An 18,412-nucleotide genomic window follows, 5' to 3' on the forward strand; every position below is an offset into this window, starting at 1 on the left:
ATTTTTTATAGCGTTCTATTATTAGAACTGGCATCTAATTCATTTATCCGTATTATACGCACTTCATTTTGGTTTCATGATTGATTAAGACTGCAAGCGAATGACTGAGCAAATTCAAGAGCTAACAAAAGCTCAACAATACAATTTCAACAAGTTACAAAAGCGTATTCGTCGGAATACAGGCCAAGCGATTCAAGACTTCAACATGATTGAAGAAGGTGATCGCATTATGGTGTGTTTATCAGGCGGTAAAGACAGCTTTACTATGCTTGATATTCTGATGAGTTTGCAAAAAAGCGCGCCGATTAACTTCTCGCTAATTGCAGTAAATCTAGACCAAAAACAGCCGGGCTTTCCAGGACACATTCTCCCTGAATATTTAGAGTCTTTGGGTGTTGAGTACAAAATTGTAGAGGAAGACACTTACTCGATTGTTCAGGACAAGATCCCTGAGGGTAAGACAACTTGTTCTCTATGTTCTCGCCTGCGTCGCGGCATTCTATACCGTACCGCGAACGAACTAGGTGCGACTAAGATCGCTCTAGGTCACCATCGTGACGATATATTGGAAACACTGTTCCTCAACATGTTCCACGGCGGAAAGATGAAAGGCATGCCACCTAAGCTAGTATCAGATAACGGTGAACATGTGGTTATTCGCCCACTGGCTTACTGTCGTGAGAAGGACATCATTAAATTCTCTGACATGCGTGGTTACCCTATCATTCCATGTAACCTTTGTGGCTCTCAGCCAAACTTGCAACGTCAAAATATCAAACATATGCTGAACGACTGGGACAAGCGCTTCCCAGGCCGCATTGAAAGCATGTTCCGTGCAATGCAAAACGTTGTTCCAAGTCACTTAGCGGACCATGAGCTTTTTGATTTTAAATCGATCGACAAAGACTCAGGTGTTATTAACGGTGGCGACATCGGTTTCGACAAAGAAGAAATACCAAAGCAGCCTATTGTTGATGAAGATAGGGTTCAGGAATTTGATCCTAGCTTACAACTTGATGTCACCAACATCTAAATGCATTTAGAATTAAAAAAGGGTCGCAGCAGCGACCCTTTTTGTATAAACACCCAGCGGATCAGTTAGCTTTGGATAGATAAGGTAAAACACGTGCTGTTTCTTGAGGTAATGTCATCGTACCATCAGCCCCAATTTCTGATAAAGCGATTTGTACTTTACCATTCACGATCGGCTTACTGGAGCCATTAGAGAACTCCACTTTTGAATTCAGTTTGTTAGCGAACTCAAGCGTCACTCCATCTACATCTGGGGTAAACCAGCTGGAAAACATACCACCCAAGTCTTCAAGCATAGCCTGCATCTGCGGCATCAACTTCTCTACGTCTGCGTAGGCAATCTCACCGTTAAATGGCTCTTTCGTCATCACAACCATTGAAAAGTCACATCGCTGATCCATTGGCGTTTGCACAAAAACCAGTGGGTTAGCTGATTTAAGATTGTTGTCGAGTGGAACAAGCAATTCATGGTATGGCGAAGATTTGAGCTCTTCATAATGTTCTTCTTTTTCCATCCATGCTTTCTCAATAACACAGTTTTGCTTTGTATCGGCATTAAGGAAGAATAAGCCAACTTTAACATCTTGATGCCCTTCTTTCGCATTCTGCTTCATATGAGTGAAGAGCTTTGAATAGGTGAACATGTATTCTTGAGCAGAGACAGGTAACGCCGTAATAGATGTAACAGCAGCAGTTAAAAGAGCTAACGATAATTTTTTCATTGAGTGTAATACTTATTGTTTAGTAAAGGTGTCTTCCCAGAACGCTTGATTGTGCCTGATCATCATTTGCAAGTCCTTGACGTATGCCTCACCGCGCTCAGAGTATTTCAACAACCCATTGGTCAAGGCAATCGCTGCATTGATGTCTGTCAAGCTCTCTCCCCTCAGGTGGCGTTGATAGCGAATTTCTCGCAATTCTTCGTAAGCTCGATTTCGGTTAACGTTCATAAAGTAGCCCTGTATCGATTGCTGTACCGAACTGAATTTTTCCACCTCATGTGTCATGCCCTCTCCGCGTTGTAGCGGAACGAGGCCACAACCGGAGCTATAGCACCATTGGCCGAAATAATTGTTCGCTTGAGTGGCAAATCGCGATGTTCCCCAAGCGGACTCATTGGCACCCTGCACTAGGACTAACGCTTCTGGAATGACATCGATACGATGAAACATTTGATCAAGCCACTGCTGGCTAATCCCATTAGAATCCAAGTCGACGTTATAAAGCTTTCCTAATTGCTTCGCATAACTTTCGTCATCATTGGAAAGCCGATCTGCTTGGAAGTTAACTTGTATCTTGTCCAATCGACTTCGTTCGTTAAGAATGCGTTGATTTTCAAATGCGATACCTGGGCGCAGATAGTCGAAAAAGGCTTGTTTTTTTGCTGTTACATTGGTGATGGCTGAAAAGTCAGGGGCTTGACCTACAGAGTGACCATCAAACGATATAGATTGTTCTGTCGTCTGGGCCTGCTTTCTGCGTTCACGTTCCTGAACTTCATTTTTCTCATAGCTATAAAAGCTGCAGCTGGCGATTAAGCCAGCTGCAGCGATGGCAAGGAGTTCACTTTTACGCATTGAACACTTGTGAATCGTCGTCATTGTCATCCTCATCTTTCGGCCTGTCCGTTGCGACAACCTTGAGTTTGATACCGAACATATTGCGATAGATAATACCCTTCACATGGAAGAAGAACGGTAAAACAAAGATTAAACCTAGACCATAGAACATGGCTCCTGCCACAAACATTAACATAACCAATGAATAGATCCCTGCCAAAACAAAAATCTTTTTATTCACCGCACGTAAAGACAGTAACAAAGATTGCATTGGTGGGATCTGCTTCTCACATATGAGAAGGATAGAATTGCTAAATGCAAGAGACAAATACATAGAAAGAAATGGCAGGATCATGCCTGCAATTCCTTGAAGCAATAAGCTAAACAAGGTCGCTAAAATAACAGGCACCGTATATTGGAGCCCTTTACCAATATGACGAGGCTTTGTTGATAAGCCAGCAACATGACTCATTGCCATTAAGCTGATGCCTGCATAAATAGGTGCACTCACTACTTCATAACTGAAGTTTGCAATAAATATCGCCTGGATGATTCTTGGATCAATGCCTTCAGGGTTTGTCACTGCATCAAGAATGATTGAAGGGTCACCCAGTTGCAGTTTTACCGCAACATAGAAAATCGCGAGTTGAACAAAAATCAAAATGATAATAGCGGGAGAAAACGACAAGAAGTTTTTGATCGTATGACCCCACGCCTCTCTGAAAACTTCCCCAGCTTTTAATTCGTAGTTACCAGAAAGCGCACGTTCGACACTTCCACCTAAATTGAAATCTTTTTCAATATCATTATTCATTATTGAATCCGGTGCTTAATGAATCTTTCACTAAGCTAACTTGTTGATTAAGAGTTATGTTTCGATATTCCGACATTATACTGAATCCTTTCAAAGTCCAAAATCGATTCACGCTCATCCGCTTGCTTTATTGCCTATATGGTTGATAATTGACCATTAAACGCGTAAGTAAAGCCAAAATTTGACTTCGATTTTCTATGTTTGATGCATTAAATTTGTCTAAAAACAGTATGGTAAGGAATGTTTACTTTTACCTGCAAAATTTTTTGTGTTTCAAGGTAAGAAAATGCTTTGATTTCACACTTTTGGTGATTATGATGCGCGCCTCTAAATTGTGTAATTACAGGTCATTTTCTGTTGACCGGAGTGGGAGAAAAACAGACGTTGAACGCTAAACAAAGAGCAGGACAACCAGTTATCCGTTTAACTGGCATCAGCAAAAGTTTCGATGGTAAAGAAATTATCGGAAATCTTAACCTCGATGTGAACCACGGAGAATTCCTAACGATTTTAGGTCCGTCTGGTTGTGGTAAAACCACGGTATTAAGAATGATTGCTGGTTTTGAGGCCGCTGACAATGGCGACATCATTCTTGATAACCAGAATGTTACTCAAGTCCCTGCTGAACAGAGGCACGTCAACACTGTATTTCAAAGTTACGCACTGTTTCCCCACATGACCGTTTTTGACAACGTTGCATTTGGCTTGCGTATGCAAAAAGTACCCGCGGATGACATCGAACCGCGTGTTATTGAAGCGTTGAAAATGGTGCGTCTTGAGAAAATGGCTCAGCGCAAGCCACACCAGCTTTCAGGTGGTCAGCAGCAGCGTATCGCTATTGCGCGTGCTGTTGTCAATAAACCTAAGGTGTTACTGCTTGACGAATCTCTTTCTGCACTAGATTACAAACTTCGTAAACAGATGCAAATCGAGCTTAAACAGCTTCAGCGCCAGCTTGGTATTACCTTTATCTTCGTTACACACGATCAGGAAGAAGCATTGTCCATGTCAGATCGCATTATTGTTATGCGTGATGGCGTTATTGAGCAAGATGGCTCTCCACGTGAGATTTATGAAGAGCCTAAGAATTTGTTCGTTGCCCGGTTCATTGGTGAAATTAACGTATTCGATGCCACCATGATTGAGCGCATGGATGACAAACGCATTCGCGCCGAGATCGAAGGTGTGGAGTCGATTGTTTACTACGATAAAGAAGCGCTAACCGGTGACAAGCTACAAGTTCTGCTTCGCCCAGAAGATCTTCGCCTAGAAGAAATCAAGGAATCCGAGCAAAAAGGGATTGTTGGCCACGTCACAGAACGTACTTATAAAGGTATGACTCTCGATTCTGTGATTGAATTGGAATCAGGCATGCGCGTCATGGTCAGCGAGTTTTTTAACGAAGATGACCCTGATGTGGACCATTCATTGGGCCAGAAAGTCGCGATTACTTGGGTTGAAAGCTGGGAGGTCGTTCTCAATGATAAGCAAGAAGCTTAATCTGCAGAACGCCATCATCACACTGGTCGTCGGTTGGCTAGCGCTGTTTGTACTTGTGCCCAATCTAATGATTATTGCTACCAGTTTTCTGACTCGTGATGAAGCGAACCTAATTGAACTCACTTTCACGTTCGACAACTACATTCGCCTGATGGATCCGCTCTATGCGAAGGTGCTTTGGCATTCCTTCTATATGGCAATCATTGCAACTCTATTGTGTTTGGTTATTGGTTATCCTTTTGCTTATATCGTTGCAAAAATGCCTGAGAAATGGCGACCTATCATGCTGTTTTTGGTCATAGTACCTTTTTGGACCAACTCACTAATCCGAACCTATGGTCTTAAGATTGTACTTGGAACGCAAGGTGTCTTGAACAAATCACTCATGGCAATGGAAATCATCGATAAGCCTATTCGTTTGATGTACACAGAAACCGCGGTGATGATCGGCCTAGTCTATATCCTATTGCCATTTATGATTTTGCCGCTCTATTCTGCCATTGAGAAGCTCGATAATACCTACATTGAAGCAGCGAAGGATCTTGGAGCAAACAAGTTTCAGACCATCACCAAAGTCATTCTGCCGCTCACCATGCCAGGTATCATCGGCGGATGTTTATTAGTGCTTCTTCCTGCGTTAGGCATGTTCTACATTGCAGATCTACTCGGGGGAGCGAAAAACCTGCTTATTGGTAACGTGATTAAAAGTCAGGTTCTCAATGCCAGAGACTGGCCGTTTGGCGCCGCGACAAGTATCGCGCTCACTATTGCCATGGCGATCATGCTCTATGCCTACTATCGAGCAGGCAAGTTATTGAACAAGAAAGTGGAGCTAGACTGATGGGACGTACAGTTAGATTTAGCTTTATGGCGTTGGTGTATGCGTTCTTGTACCTGCCAATTATCGTATTGATCGTTAACTCGTTTAATGCCAATAAATTCGGCATGAAGTGGGGAGGCTTTACCACTAAGTGGTACGAAACATTAGTTAACAATGACAGCTTGATGCAAGCCGCTTGGCACTCACTGAATGTCGCTATTTTTTCAGCGACAGCAGCGACTGTGATCGGTAGCCTAACGGCCGTGGCCCTATTCCGTTATACGTTTAAAGGAAAAGGTGCAGTCAATGGCATGTTATTCGTTGTGATGATGTCACCAGACATTGTTATGGCTATCTCTTTGCTCGCTCTGTTCTTGGTATTGGGTGCACAACTGGGCTTTTTCACTCTGTTGATTGCGCATATCACCTTCTGTTTACCGTTTGTTGTGGTTACGATTTACAGCCGCTTAAATGGCTTTGATGTGAAAATGCTTGAAGCAGCCAAAGACCTTGGAGCTAGCGAATGGGTTATTCTCAAACAAATCATTCTGCCACTGGCGAAACCTGCAGTGGCCGCAGGTTGGTTGCTGAGTTTTACGCTTTCTCTGGATGATGTCATCATCAGCTCGTTCGTGACCGGGCCAACCTATGAAATATTGCCACTCAAGATCTACTCAATGGTTAAGGTGGGAATCTCTCCTGAGGTGAATGCGCTGGCCACTGTCATGCTGATTGTTTCACTGATCTTAGTCGTGATTTCTCAGTTACTGGCGAGAGAAAAAGTTAAATAGATTTGAATCTTTTTTCATGAAACAGAATGGCTTGATGCCATTCTGTTTTTCTATCGACCGCCGTTTATGCTTACGCGATTACTCAATAGCATTCGGCAACGTTTGGTTTGGAGCTAACGTCAATGAAAAAATGGGCTACTTTTTTAGCTGGTAGTGCATACGCGCTTTCACTGTTCTCAAGTTCAGTGCTCGCCGATGAAAACAAAGAACTGGTATTTATGAACTGGGGGCCATACATCAGTAGCAGCCTTCTGGAACAATTTACCAAGGAGACAGGTATTAAGGTTATTTACTCGACTTACGAGTCAAATGAAACCTTATACGCCAAGCTAAAGACACACAATCAAGGTTACGATTTGGTTGTACCCTCGACATATTTCGTCGCCAAAATGCGCGATGAAGGTATGTTGCAAAAAATCGATAAATCTAAACTAAGCAACTTCAATAATCTGGATAAAAACTATCTAGATAAACCTTATGACCCTAACAATGACTACTCTATCCCCCACGTAGTTGCGATTACCGGTCTTGCGGTTAACGCCGATATGTATGACCCTAATGACTTTCAGAGCTGGGCAGATTTGTGGAATCCGGAGCTTGAAGGCCAGGTCATGCTGATGGATGACACACGTGAAGTGTTCCATATTGCGCTACGAAAATTAGGTTATTCGGGCAATTCAACTGATGCGAAACAAATCGACGAAGCTTACGCTGAGCTGCAAAAATTAATGCCTAACGTTCTAGTGTTTAACTCTGATAATCCAGGTGCGCCTTATATGTCAGGTGAAGTCGGCGTAGGCATGCTTTGGAATGGCAGTGCAGCGGCAGCTCAAAGCGAAGGGATCAACCTTAAACTGGTATTCCCCAAAGAGGGAGGTATTGGTTGGGTGGATAACTTTGCGATTTCATCGGGTGCAGCAAACGTAGACGCTGCGCATAAGATGATCAACTTCCTACTGAGACCTGAAATAGCGGAGCAAATCTCTCGTGACACAGGATACCTAACGGCCGTTCAAGCATCGAACTCAAAGTTTAAAGATGTTGCCCCACTCTTCCCTTCTCAAAAAGATCTAGACCGTGTCGAGTGGCAAGATGCCGTTGGTGATCTGACAGTGAAATATGAAGATTACTTCATGAAGCTGAAAGCAGGTCAATAAGCATTCATTTTCTACGAAATAGGCAGCATTCGCTGCCTATTTTCGTTATTGGCTGATATAATTCTTCCCCGTATGGTTTGTCGTCACGATAAACGTCTTTACTCACGGCTTTATCTCCAAACATCGTCAGGGCTGACGGTTTAATGATTCAGCAAAAACAAAACGGAAAAAGAATGAAAAGTAAATTCTATGCAAGCGCACTTTGTGCAGCGACTCTGATCGCTTCGCCTGCGATGGCTGCTGATCAAGAACTCTACTTCTACAACTGGTCTGAATACATTCCAAATGAAGTTCTTGAAGACTTTACAAAAGAAACTGGAATCAAGGTTATTTACTCTACCTATGAGTCAAATGAAAGCATGTACGCCAAGCTTAAGACTCAAGGATCGGGTTACGATTTAGTAGTACCGTCTACTTACTTCGTTTCTAAGATGCGTAAAGAGGGCATGTTGCAAGAGATCGACAAGAAAAAGCTGTCGCACTTCGCTGATCTTGATACCAACTTCCTGAACAAGCCTTTCGACCCGAACAACAATTATTCTATCCCTTACATCTGGGGTGCGACTGGTATTGGTATTAACTCCGACATGCTGGACAAGTCTTCCGTCACCAAATGGGATGAGTTCTGGGACAGCAAATGGGAGGGTCAGTTGATGTTAATGGATGACTCACGTGAAGTTTTCCATATCGCATTGACTAAACTGGGTTACTCACCAAATACAACCAACCCAGATGAAATTAAAGAAGCTTACGAAGAACTGAAGAAGCTTATGCCAAATGTATTGGTGTTCAACTCAGACTTCCCTGCAAACCCTTACTTAGCTGGTGAAGTATCTCTAGGCATGCTTTGGAACGGCTCTGCTTATATGGCACGTCAGGAAGGTGCATCGATCGACATTATCTGGCCAGAAAAAGGGACCGTCTTCTGGATGGATAGCTTAGCGATTCCTGCACAAGCAAAGAATGTAGATGCCGCTCATAAAATGATCGACTTCTTGCTGCGTCCAGAAAATGCAGCGAAAATCGCCCTCGAAATAGGCTATCCAACTCCTGTTGCAACAGCACATAAGCTGTTACCTAAAGAATTTGCAAATGATCCAAGCATCTTCCCGCCTCAAGAAGTGATGGACAGTGGAACCTGGCAAGACGAGGTCGGTGAAGCTAGCGTTCTTTACGACGAGTACTTCCAGAAGCTAAAAGTAGACAACTAAAACGTAAACTTGTTTTCAGTTATATACTTAATAAAGCGGCTCTGGCCGCTTTATTTGTTTTCTCACGGACCGAGGACGCTATGATTGTAAAGTACAAAAGATTCCTATCTGGCTTCTGCGTGCTGTCTGGGCTTGCGATACTGGTTACAACGATCAGCTATCAAACGAACCCTGAATCTTATAGCGACCTTCTTTTTGAAGCGAATACACTATTCGTTCTGCTGTTCATCTACTTTGTTTCGCGCGAATTATACCGTAGCAACACCTTTATCAAACTGGGTCTGATACTCCTTATCATCAATCAAGGCTACGATATCATCACGGAAATCCCTGTTTTTGACCAATGGGCAGACAACAATGAATTCACTCATATCTTGATAGAAGATGGTGGAGTCCAGATTGCGTACCTGCTGATTGCTTTTGGTGTGACACAACTATTCCGCCAAATGAGCGAGCATGCGTATACCGATGATTTAACTGGGCTTTTTAACCGAAAGAAACTATTCTCAATCGCTCGTAAGAAATTCGATTTAATCTACATCGACTTGGATGGATTGAAGCAAATTAACGACACCCAGGGGCATGCCAGCGGTGATTTAACCATCATTCGTTTCGCACAAGCGGTCAATGCAGCAGTCAATCCAACAGATAAGGCATTTCGTATAGGTGGGGATGAGTTTGTGATTGTAGTCGGCCCAGGAGAAGGTGAAGCCTTCATCGATAGAATCAAACAAGAGCTGATAGAAGAGCAAATCTTATTTAGCTATGGCATTGAGGCTTCTACACCTGAAACCTTAAAAGAGAACCTGATAAAAACGGATAAAGCTATGTACGAAATGAAACACTCTCAGCGTAAAACTATTCAGAACGACTGAGTTATGCATGCTTAGTGTCCGACTGTTGCAACGAGAGTATTTCCTCAACCAATTTAGGTACTTCAAGACTGGCTTTACCGTAGCGTTTCTCTTCAAATTCACTCTCAACCGCACTTGGCTCCAGATTGATTTCAAGTGTATGCGCACCATGCATCTTGGCATCATGTACAAATCCTGCGGCAGGATAGACAACCCCTGAAGTACCAATTGAGATAAACAAATCGGCTTTTTCTAATGATTCGTAGATATCGCCCATTCGCAAAGGCATCTCTCCGAACCAAACAACATGAGGTCGCATCTGAGAAGGAATTTGACAGCAGTGACATAGGTCTCCGGTCTTAACTTCCCCCCTCTCTTCAACAACCTGATTAGATTCACTGCATCGTGCTTTCAGTAGCTCTCCATGCATATGAATCACATTCACACTTCCACCACGCTCATGAAGGTTATCAATATTTTGCGTAATAATGGTTACTGTACCCTCGAGTTCTTTCTCGAGGCGCCCCAAAGCTAAATGGGCGGCATTGGGCTCTATACCCTCTTCCTGAAGCTTTAAACGACGCTGATTGTAGAAGTCCTGAACGAGGTCTGGATTACGCTCAAAGCCTTCGGGCGTAGCCACATCTTCAATGCGATGATCTTCCCATAAACCATCCTGAGCTCTAAAAGTTTGAATCCCTGACTCAGCCGAGATACCTGCGCCGGTAAGTACAACGACATTTCGGTACGGAAATTTCATACGACATTCCTTTCTCTTAAACTTTTTTGCTAGCTTAGCACCTAGCGCTTAGCATCAGAAGTGATTGGAATTAGACCATGGTCGCACCCTTTCAAGTTCTACTGTATTTATGTGAGCTGAAACAACAAAGTGAACCAAGAGCCAACTCGAACTGCGTTATTTGGTTTTCAAGGGCCCTGAATACATCCTCTTTGATTCAAAAGGTGATATGAAATGGCATTTATAGCCAGCTAACTTGAAAAACACCTCTTCAATGCTATTAGTTTTATATTCGCATTAACAATATTGTCATAAAGTACATAATTTAAGCGAATATCTAACGTCATCAGGCTAAACGGAGGTGTCCATGAGCGGCTCACCCAAATCAGAGCGATTTGCTTTTTCTTTTTCCATACGAGCTAAGTTAATCCTCATCAATTTGACTTTGCTAATTAGCGTCGGCTTGTACGCCTACTATGAACAAGTCAGCTTTAATAACTTCGAGTCCCTAGAACAGGCCGCCATAGATAATTTACAAAGCTCTGTTGACCTGCTTGTGTTACGCCGTCACGAAAAAGACTTTATTGCGCGTAAAGATATGAAATACCCGCAATATTTCGACGCAACGTTTGAAGAGCTATCCGCACGTTTAACGGCTCTCACCAGAATTTTAAAATCGCACAATCTTGATATGGAAGAGCGTACTTCCACTATTGTGTCGACTCTTAATCAATATCAAGTTCAGTTCCACCAATTGGTAAAGCAAGTGAACACAATTGAGGGGATGAATGTTACATCCAATTTAATTACACAATTGGAGCGCTCAAGAAAGGATTTGAAAGTCGCCACAGCTGAAAAAGACAGTTTTGTTCTTGAAGTTGAACTGCTTGAGTTAATGGAAGCAGATTATCAATACCTAGCGAGCACCAATAAAGAAACCAGTGTGACCTTTCTAGCCGCGCTTGACAAATACTCTGCCAGTGAGCATGTACCTCAGGGGCTTAAGCCTGTGTTTACCGAATACCGCCACAATGCAGAAAGCATAGTCGAAGCCTACGAAGTACTGGGGTTGACCTCTAGAGAAGGGCTGCGCGGCGCACTAAGAGCTAACGTGCATAATACAGAGAAAGCCATAAATGGACTTCAAACGGAGATCAGCCAAGTCATTTCTCAAAAATCCTCGCAGATAAAAACTCAACTTTTCTTAATCGGAAGTGCGATAGTTGTTTTACTCTCTAGTATGTTACTTCTGATAGGAAGAAGCATCCTAAGCCGCATTCAAGCCATCAACCTTCTTATGGAAAACATTGCCAGCGGGGATGGTGATCTTACAGTGCGTATGAATGCCAAAGGTGATGATGAATTAGCCCAGCTTGCCAACTCTTTTGATCGATTTATCTCTCAACTGCACGGTCATGTAAAAGAGTTGGCCGGTGTGATGTCTGTATTGAGTGAAAGTTCATGCAGTTCGGAACATGCCGCAGTAAAAAGCATGAACAACGCTGAGCAGCAAAAGGTACAGTCAGAATCAGTGGCAACAGCCGTTAACCAGTTAGTCATGACCAGCAATGAAATAACCGCCAATATTGAATCCGCAGCACAGAATGCAGAAAGTATGAAACATCAAGCTGATGGCGCGCTCAAAGTTACCCACTCTACTAGCGATAGTATTGAGGCTCTATCAACGAATATTGAAGATTCTCAAACCTTAATTGAAAATCTAGATGAACAAAGTAAAGAAATTCATCAGGTGATCGCAACGATTCAAGGGATTGCAGAACAAACCAACCTCCTTGCGTTGAATGCGGCAATAGAAGCCGCTCGCGCGGGTGAAAATGGCCGTGGCTTTGCTGTTGTCGCCGATGAAGTCAGACAACTTTCGCTAATGACAAATAATTCCACCCACCAAATAGAAACGACGATTCAGGGCCTGACATCTGGTATACAACAGACAGTGACGAAAATGTCATCAAGTTTAGAACAAGCACGTCACACCAAGACCAGCACTAAGGAAGTGGTCAGCGCAATTGACGCAATGACACTGCGGATCAGCGAAATGTCCGACATGAATACTCAAATCGCGACGGCTTCAGAAGAACAATCCATGGTATCAGCGGAAATAGATCGCAACATTACCGAGATTGCCCATTTGGCAGGTGACACCCACCAGGTAGTAGCGGGTTCTGTTCGTTGCAGCGAACAAGTCTCTGGTGTTAGCCATAAACTGGAGCAAATTGTCGCTAACTTTAAGTATTAGTTGGTAATTCTCTTTGGTCGCATCACTAACGGGTGAATGTGATACGACCTTTTGATACATACGGTGAGTGAACGACAAAAACCCTTGGGTTCAATTGGCTAGAAAGCGAATATCGCACCGGTGCTGCACTACGCTCAGTTGCCCTGGTTTCAAAAATTCGGTTTGATCCTGCAAGATCTTTAACGTTTAATCTTCACTACCTGTCAACCTGCGCGATATCTTGAGCTAATTGCGAAGCTAGCTCTTGGTCCAGCTTAGTCGTGGTTATCCGCAGCCCCATCGCTTTGCCGTCAATATCAAATTGGCCGCCTGGTCTCACCAGCCAACCACGTTTTGATAGCTCATATGCGCGCGCTTGAGGGTCACCGTTGACGGGAACCCATAAGTTAACACCTTCAACAGGACCAACAATTGATATTCCATGAACTTCAAGTGCTTCAATCAACCATTGGTTCCTTTGTCTACAGTCTTCACTCATTGAGTGTAGCCGTTGCACAACATTTTTTGACGTTAGTGCGCAGATAACTAGCGATTGAAGGATACGGCTGACCCAGTTCATGCCTACAGTCAATCGACTGTGAAGACGTTCTGTTGTCACTGGGTCAGCAGCGACAAACGCAAGCCTTAGGTCTGGACCTAGCCCTTTTGATACTGAGCGAAACACAGCCCAAAATACACCGTTTTCCGGCACCAAACTGTAATAGGGTTGCTGAGCAAGTAAGGCATAGTGATCATCAATTAACACCAGCACATTCGGAAACCGTTGTAGCACTTGGCGAATAGCTGTTGCTCTTTCTTCACTATAACAACACCCGGTAGGGTTATGGGCTCTCGGAGTAAACAATACGGCCCTAGCCCCTTTTTTTAACTTGGATTCAAGCTCATCGACGATCATGCCATGAGCGTCGATTTTCACACCTACTGGACGCATTCCAGCCAACTTGATAGCGGTCGAAGAGCCGAGATAGCACGGGTCTTCGACAACCACTTGATCACCGGGTAATAAGTGGGCTGACATTAAGCGTTCCAATGAATCGACCGCCCCACTGGTGATCGATAAACCCATGTTGTCCGGGCACACGTCTATGAACCACTCTCGACCAAACGTCTCCATATCAGACAAAATAGGCGTTTCACCATAGACAAACTGTCTCAGTTGCGCTTTTCTGGCTAATTGTTCAAGGTTGGGGAGCCATTCCTTAAGAAGATTGCCGTCAGCAAGATCCATTAACTTCGTTTCTGTTATCCCGTCTTGCTGCTGTTGTGATTGCCTAGCTTTAACGCGCGTACCTAAACGGCCTTTGGTCTCTGCTAACCCTGATTTTACCAAGCGTTGATAGACACCAGCGACAGTATTTCTGTTGACGCCAACATGTGCTGCAAGCTCCCTTACTGGAGGCAGCGAGTCTCCCTCTTTTAAATCTCCTGACGCAATCAAAGACCGAACAGACTCAAATAATTCCTGCCCGGTTTGCCCATTTATCTTGACTTTCATATTTGTCCTATGACAATGTTTATATTGAACTATGACAATTAGTTTTTATGACTATGACTAAGATAACACTTGTGAGTGTTTATTTCATTATTGACGTCAAGTCCACTATCAACCAATTTTTCAAAGGAATAAACTAATGATTTTTAAAGGAATAAGTGCCTTCCCTATTACTCCTATCTCAAACGAACAAGTCGATATCGAGGCGTACTATAAGATTCTTGGCCGTTTAGTTGACGCCAAGGTAGATTCTATATGTGCACTGGGATCGACCGGCTTATATCCATACTTAAACGCAACGGAAAAACATGCGGCGATCTCAACAGCAGTCGAGATGGCAGGAAGTACTCCTGTCTTAGCGGGTATTGGAGCACTGAGATTAAGAGATGTGCTCGCGAATGCTCAACAAGCAGAACAACTTGGTGTCAAAGGGCTTTTACTCGCGCCAATTTCCTATCAACGTCTCTTTGATGAGGAAGTCTATGAGCTGTATCGGTCTGTGTCTGACAATGTTTCTGTGCCGATTTGTGTCTATGACAACCCTAGCGCGACTCACTTTACCTTTAGCGATCAGCTCCATGCCGAGATCGCTAAGCTTAAAATGGTGCAGTCTATAAAGTTCCCCGGAGCTCAATTTAAAGACCAAGGGCAAGATAGAGTTCAAACCCTAAAAGAACTTGTACCTGAGGATGTAACTATTGGTGTCAGTGGTGACGCTTTTGCTTCTATGGGCATACAAAGCGGATGTGATGTTTGGTATTCAGTCCTCGCTGGTCTGTTCCCTCGTACTGCTAAACACCTATTTGAGCTAGCAAGACAGAGTAAACCAGAACAAGTGGCAAACCTATCTTTGAAATATGAAAAGTTGTGGCAATTGTTCTCAGATAATCTTGGTGGTATGCGTGTAATGGTCAGTGCTGCTGAGCTTCTGGGTTATACCGAGTCTCCATGTTTACCTGCGCCTCTCACTGGATTAGACAGCGAATCCAAGCTCCAGTTGCAAAACCTTATCTCAGAACTAGACCTAGCTTAACGATAACCTTGGGGAAATAGATATGGACAATGTTAGCACCTCGAATTCAAGTGAGAAGGAACATAAACCTTTATTGCTGTTGTACTTTAGTCTTTCTTGCTTTGCGAGAACAGCAACAGGTGCTGCCATTGTCGGCATATTGATCCTCTCATCTGAAAAAGGGATACCTAACCATCAGATGGGGATACTTGCCGCTTGTCTGAGCGCCCCACATTTACTTGGCCCCATATGGGGACGCTGGTTGGATATAGCGAACGACCCGAGAAAACTGATCGTGGTAGCAGCTTGTATCTATAGCACTTTCATGGCAATAACGACATTTTGGTTCCAACAATTAACATTGCCCGTTCTGATATTATTTCTTATTGCTTGTGGCAGTTCTGCACCCTATTTGATGGGAGGAATCAGTGGGCTACTGAACACTTTATTCAGTACCAGCAGTTTGATGAGAAGAAAAGCGCATGCTTGGGATGTATGTAGCTACGCTGTTGGAGGAACTTTAGGTCCTATGCTCGTGGCTGGATTGACGGAAATCAGTGATACACAGTCAGCAATGATAACAATTGCTTTTTTTCCATTAATAAGTGCTCTGTTAATACTGAAGCTACCCAAGAGTGAACCGAATAACCTTAGCCCTGCTGCTGTGCCAAGCGTTGCTATGGTCGCACGGCAAATAATCACCAATGGGCCGCTTACTCGTACCATGTACTTAACCGTAGCGACCTCATTTTCACTCGCAGCACTGCCAGTCTGCGCAATTTCTCTCGCTGAAGATTGGGGGCAAGCTCAAAGCAGCTCCGCTACCCTCATTGCTCTGTACGGCGTCGGCAATTTAGTAGGCTCTGTTTGTTTAATTCGCTTTCCCACTCTCAAAGAGCCACAACAGATTATGACGCTATCTGCCATAGGTGTCTCAGGGGGGCTTTTTCTCGTTTCATTGGCTACTGTCTATGAATTCGGCCTGAGCGCTTACTTCATATGCGGTGTCGCCAATGCACTTTTCTTTGCTGCAAGCCTGGCAGCTAGGGTTGACTACTCACCGAGGGAAAGTTCTTCTCAAGTGTTCATGTGGATTGCAGCTCTAAAAATTGCTGCTGTTTCCGTCGGTAGTACTTTTGCAGGCTTTATGGCTGATGAATCTCCTTATCAGTCAATATTGGCCAGTTTTTTTATCACCTTTGGGTTCGCGGTTATGAGTGATATTCATAGGCGATTCACAGAAAGCAATAGAAACTAGCAGATACGTTATACAATAGGCCCAACTAAAGCTAAGAATTGTGAAACGAAACACCAAAGTGATAGCTATGAGAAAGCAATCAACAACAGTAAGACTATACTTTCTGTTGTTGAAGGTAGACAACGATCACAACAGGTTTTTTTGCACATGACGTATTCTAAATTTTAAAAAGTCATATATATCGCCTATTTTGCCATGATTTTGAATGGCTCCACTGGTAGCGATAAGAGACATTTCATTAAGAACTCTTTCAATCCTTTTGTAGTCAAATAACTTTATTCTACTTCTTAAGAAATCACGAGCACAATCATCATTAATACAAGCGTAATTGGAGTAAAACGACTTGGCATTCCTTTTCCCTAACGTTGTATTAGCACCAGCTCCTGTGATCCCTCTTATTTTGTGACCAGCCCTCAGTAGCAAACCGTTTGCTTTGCCTGGGGAAAAACGCAACGATTTAGCCATTATTTTCAAGCTTGATATGTCGCCTGAGTTTATATACTCAATGATATTATTCAATGGAAAGCTTGATTCAAAATGATTTTTTTTCTCTTCCCATTTAGACACAATATAGTCATGATCTATTTTACCAAAAACTGTTCTTCCATTTATGGTGCAAAGTCCAATATTTTTGATATGTAGATCATCCTCTACAAGTAAATAAGATAAAAGCACGATGGATAAAAGCCCCATTTCCTTAGGATACTCACATGAGTTGAGTATTTTTTTTACTTCTTTAAAATTAGGTAAAGCTTCAGAGCAAATTCCTATAATATTGTTGTCACCGTCAACCATACATAAAGATTTTGACGCTCTATAACCAATAATTTCTCGCCAAATTTCAGAGTACAGAACTTCCGCTAGTGCATTAGAACGTTCATGCTCAGAAATTTTTTTGCCAAAATAGATTTTATGAGAGAAGTTATGCTTATACATCACGACAGCATGCGCTGAAGCACTAGCAGTACCAGATTGAGTTAAATGTTCAACGGGTATAGTAAAGCTATTATCGTAGTTATCAGTTGGTAAAAGAACCTTGTTAAGAGATTCAAGCTTATTGTTATATGAACTCTTATATGCGTTGCTAACATGGCTCCTCAATGAAGATGAGCTTGATTCTTTACCTCCCCCACTTAGAAGCTTCCGATCATTACTGCAAGAGCCAACTCTACCTAATTTATTGGCCAAATTTATTAAAGTTGCATCATTGATGGATTTCTTTATATATGAATCAATTAGTTTCGATAGTTCTTCAATTTCATCACAAGCTAATATATAGGAACTTAAAACTGTAGCCCTAGATATTTTCTTTTTCCTTGAAATGACAGCCTTTCTTTTCTTTATAGTCATCATATAATAATTAATAGATTTAATCAGATTTTGTTTTGTATAATTAAGTTTGGCTGACATACATAACCCTTAAAAATAAACCATTTAAGTACGAGAACTAGCACTAGCTCCTTCAATAGTGACAATCAAATCAATATAGTCTAATGTGGCTTTTTTTCAAGTCGATAGTTCTTTATATCTAGGTATCCGATACCGATGGTTGAGGAACGACTATCTCGTCAATAATTGAATCTAGATCTCATTTTTATTTTCAAGGGACTATATCTTTTAGAGCAAGTTTATCGCTGTGTTTATGCCTCCATTTATAGGCCAAGCAACAAGAGCTAGCCTCCAATCTGGTTGCCTAAATCTCAATCAAAGAAAGATCTGTTCATCCATCTATACAGCGTACGACAAAGCATCATTTTGGCATTGAGTACACGAGTTATTACACTTTCATAAGAGCATAATTTGGCTCTATACAACGGTGATATATCGAGAGTAACTCGCCGTATTAGGCTTAAAGCTCACTGGCATTGAGTGCTAGTGGATAACGCTTGCAGTGCTGCAATGATTAAAATAGAAAG

General features: G+C 42.7%; 16 protein-coding genes. 10 read left to right on the forward strand and 6 right to left on the reverse strand.

Translation table 11 applies throughout. From position 1 onward, the window contains the following. Positions 1-100 precede the first annotated feature (100 nt). Positions 101-1,033, forward strand: a complete 933-nt coding sequence (gene ttcA / locus OH455_RS00265; RefSeq protein WP_269979893.1) for a tRNA 2-thiocytidine(32) synthetase TtcA — start codon at positions 101-103, stop codon at positions 1,031-1,033. 61 nt (positions 1,034-1,094) lie between these two features. Here the strand turns inward: ttcA and OH455_RS00270 are convergent, their stop codons facing one another. Genes OH455_RS00270 through OH455_RS00280 form a run of 3 tightly spaced genes read right to left on the reverse strand, consistent with a single transcriptional unit; the run spans position 1,095 to position 3,405 of the window. Then, positions 1,095-1,754, reverse strand: coding sequence for a DUF2987 domain-containing protein (locus OH455_RS00270; RefSeq protein WP_269979894.1), 660 nt, complete (start codon positions 1,752-1,754; stop codon positions 1,095-1,097). Positions 1,755-1,766: 12 nt separating this feature from the next. Further along, positions 1,767-2,609, reverse strand: coding sequence for a glucosaminidase domain-containing protein (locus OH455_RS00275; RefSeq protein ID WP_269980324.1), 843 nt, complete (start codon positions 2,607-2,609; stop codon positions 1,767-1,769). Further along, positions 2,602-3,405 carry a hypothetical protein gene (locus OH455_RS00280; RefSeq protein ID WP_045973626.1) on the reverse strand — a complete coding sequence of 268 codons (804 nt, stop codon included), beginning with the start codon at positions 3,403-3,405 and terminating at the stop codon, positions 2,602-2,604. Before OH455_RS00280 ends, OH455_RS00275 begins: the two co-directional genes overlap by 8 nt. Before the next feature lie 366 nt (positions 3,406-3,771). Between OH455_RS00280 and potA the strand changes: the two genes are divergently transcribed. From potA to OH455_RS00310, 6 genes are all read left to right on the forward strand, one after another. Then, entirely contained in the window at positions 3,772-4,905 is a 1,134-nt protein-coding gene (gene potA, locus OH455_RS00285; RefSeq protein ID WP_269980325.1) for a spermidine/putrescine ABC transporter ATP-binding protein PotA, read from the forward strand. Continuing rightward, entirely contained in the window at positions 4,886-5,746 is an 861-nt protein-coding gene (gene potB / locus OH455_RS00290) for a spermidine/putrescine ABC transporter permease PotB (protein WP_045973628.1), read from the forward strand. Before potA ends, potB begins: the two co-directional genes overlap by 20 nt. Beyond that, entirely contained in the window at positions 5,746-6,516 is a 771-nt protein-coding gene (potC, locus tag OH455_RS00295; protein ID WP_269979895.1) for a spermidine/putrescine ABC transporter permease PotC, read from the forward strand. The genes potB and potC overlap by 1 nt, the downstream gene beginning before the upstream one ends. 122 nt (positions 6,517-6,638) lie before the next feature. Beyond that, positions 6,639-7,673, forward strand: coding sequence for an extracellular solute-binding protein (locus tag OH455_RS00300; RefSeq protein ID WP_269979896.1), 1,035 nt, complete (start codon positions 6,639-6,641; stop codon positions 7,671-7,673). 173 nt (positions 7,674-7,846) lie between these two features. Further along, a complete protein-coding gene (locus tag OH455_RS00305) occupies positions 7,847-8,884 on the forward strand; it encodes an extracellular solute-binding protein (RefSeq protein WP_269979897.1) in 1,038 nt (345 codons plus the stop codon). A gap of 80 nt (positions 8,885-8,964) precedes the next feature. Beyond that, on the forward strand, positions 8,965-9,759 hold the full coding sequence (locus OH455_RS00310) for a GGDEF domain-containing protein (RefSeq protein ID WP_269979898.1): 795 nt from the start codon (positions 8,965-8,967) through the stop codon (positions 9,757-9,759). Between the two features lies 1 nt (position 9,760). On the opposite strand, the gene cobB is transcribed toward OH455_RS00310, so the two are convergent. Continuing rightward, a complete protein-coding gene (gene cobB, locus OH455_RS00315) occupies positions 9,761-10,498 on the reverse strand; it encodes a Sir2 family NAD+-dependent deacetylase (protein ID WP_269979899.1) in 738 nt (245 codons plus the stop codon). Between the two features lie 346 nt (positions 10,499-10,844). Here cobB and OH455_RS00320 point away from each other — a divergent pair, with 346 nt between their 5' ends. Beyond that, positions 10,845-12,734, forward strand: a complete 1,890-nt coding sequence (locus OH455_RS00320; protein WP_269979900.1) for a methyl-accepting chemotaxis protein — start codon at positions 10,845-10,847, stop codon at positions 12,732-12,734. Between the two features lie 196 nt (positions 12,735-12,930). Here OH455_RS00320 and OH455_RS00325 read toward each other — a convergent pair whose 3' ends face one another. Next, positions 12,931-14,229 (reverse strand): aminotransferase class I/II-fold pyridoxal phosphate-dependent enzyme, encoded by a 1,299-nt coding sequence (locus tag OH455_RS00325; protein ID WP_269979901.1) that lies wholly within the window; start codon positions 14,227-14,229, stop codon positions 12,931-12,933. A 136-nt stretch (positions 14,230-14,365) separates the two neighbouring features. Here OH455_RS00325 and OH455_RS00330 point away from each other — a divergent pair, with 136 nt between their 5' ends. Next, positions 14,366-15,259: a dihydrodipicolinate synthase family protein gene (locus tag OH455_RS00330; RefSeq protein ID WP_269979902.1), complete on the forward strand. Its 894-nt coding sequence runs from the start codon at positions 14,366-14,368 to the stop codon at positions 15,257-15,259. Between the two features lie 22 nt (positions 15,260-15,281). Next, positions 15,282-16,496: an MFS transporter gene (locus OH455_RS00335; RefSeq protein ID WP_269979903.1), complete on the forward strand. Its 1,215-nt coding sequence runs from the start codon at positions 15,282-15,284 to the stop codon at positions 16,494-16,496. Between the two features lie 126 nt (positions 16,497-16,622). On the opposite strand, the gene OH455_RS00340 is transcribed toward OH455_RS00335, so the two are convergent. Further along, positions 16,623-17,906 carry a hypothetical protein gene (locus OH455_RS00340; protein ID WP_269979904.1) on the reverse strand — a complete coding sequence of 428 codons (1,284 nt, stop codon included), beginning with the start codon at positions 17,904-17,906 and terminating at the stop codon, positions 16,623-16,625. Positions 17,907-18,412: the final 506 nt, after the last annotated feature.

The sequence above is a fragment of the Vibrio sp. T11.5 genome (assembly GCF_027587155.1).
Classification (GTDB): domain Bacteria; phylum Pseudomonadota; class Gammaproteobacteria; order Enterobacterales; family Vibrionaceae; genus Vibrio; species Vibrio neptunius.

Excerpts from the sequence above, each read along its gene's own strand:
- OH455_RS00340 (WP_269979904.1), bottom strand. The coding sequence starts at position 17,906 with ATGTCAGCCAAACTTAATTATACAAAACAAAATCTGATTAAATCTATT.
- OH455_RS00320 (WP_269979900.1), top strand. The coding sequence starts at position 10,845 with ATGAGCGGCTCACCCAAATCAGAGCGATTTGCTTTTTCTTTTTCCATA.
- OH455_RS00275 (WP_269980324.1), bottom strand. The coding sequence starts at position 2,609 with ATGCGTAAAAGTGAACTCCTTGCCATCGCTGCAGCTGGCTTAATCGCC.
- ttcA (WP_269979893.1), top strand. The coding sequence starts at position 101 with ATGACTGAGCAAATTCAAGAGCTAACAAAAGCTCAACAATACAATTTC.
- potC (WP_269979895.1), top strand. The coding sequence starts at position 5,746 with ATGGGACGTACAGTTAGATTTAGCTTTATGGCGTTGGTGTATGCGTTC.
- OH455_RS00325 (WP_269979901.1), bottom strand. The coding sequence starts at position 14,229 with ATGAAAGTCAAGATAAATGGGCAAACCGGGCAGGAATTATTTGAGTCT.
- cobB (WP_269979899.1), bottom strand. The coding sequence starts at position 10,498 with ATGAAATTTCCGTACCGAAATGTCGTTGTACTTACCGGCGCAGGTATC.
- potB (WP_045973628.1), top strand. The coding sequence starts at position 4,886 with ATGATAAGCAAGAAGCTTAATCTGCAGAACGCCATCATCACACTGGTC.
- OH455_RS00280 (WP_045973626.1), bottom strand. The coding sequence starts at position 3,405 with ATGAATAATGATATTGAAAAAGATTTCAATTTAGGTGGAAGTGTCGAA.
- OH455_RS00310 (WP_269979898.1), top strand. The coding sequence starts at position 8,965 with ATGATTGTAAAGTACAAAAGATTCCTATCTGGCTTCTGCGTGCTGTCT.
- OH455_RS00335 (WP_269979903.1), top strand. The coding sequence starts at position 15,282 with ATGGACAATGTTAGCACCTCGAATTCAAGTGAGAAGGAACATAAACCT.
- OH455_RS00300 (WP_269979896.1), top strand. The coding sequence starts at position 6,639 with ATGAAAAAATGGGCTACTTTTTTAGCTGGTAGTGCATACGCGCTTTCA.
- OH455_RS00305 (WP_269979897.1), top strand. The coding sequence starts at position 7,847 with ATGAAAAGTAAATTCTATGCAAGCGCACTTTGTGCAGCGACTCTGATC.
- OH455_RS00330 (WP_269979902.1), top strand. The coding sequence starts at position 14,366 with ATGATTTTTAAAGGAATAAGTGCCTTCCCTATTACTCCTATCTCAAAC.
- OH455_RS00270 (WP_269979894.1), bottom strand. The coding sequence starts at position 1,754 with ATGAAAAAATTATCGTTAGCTCTTTTAACTGCTGCTGTTACATCTATT.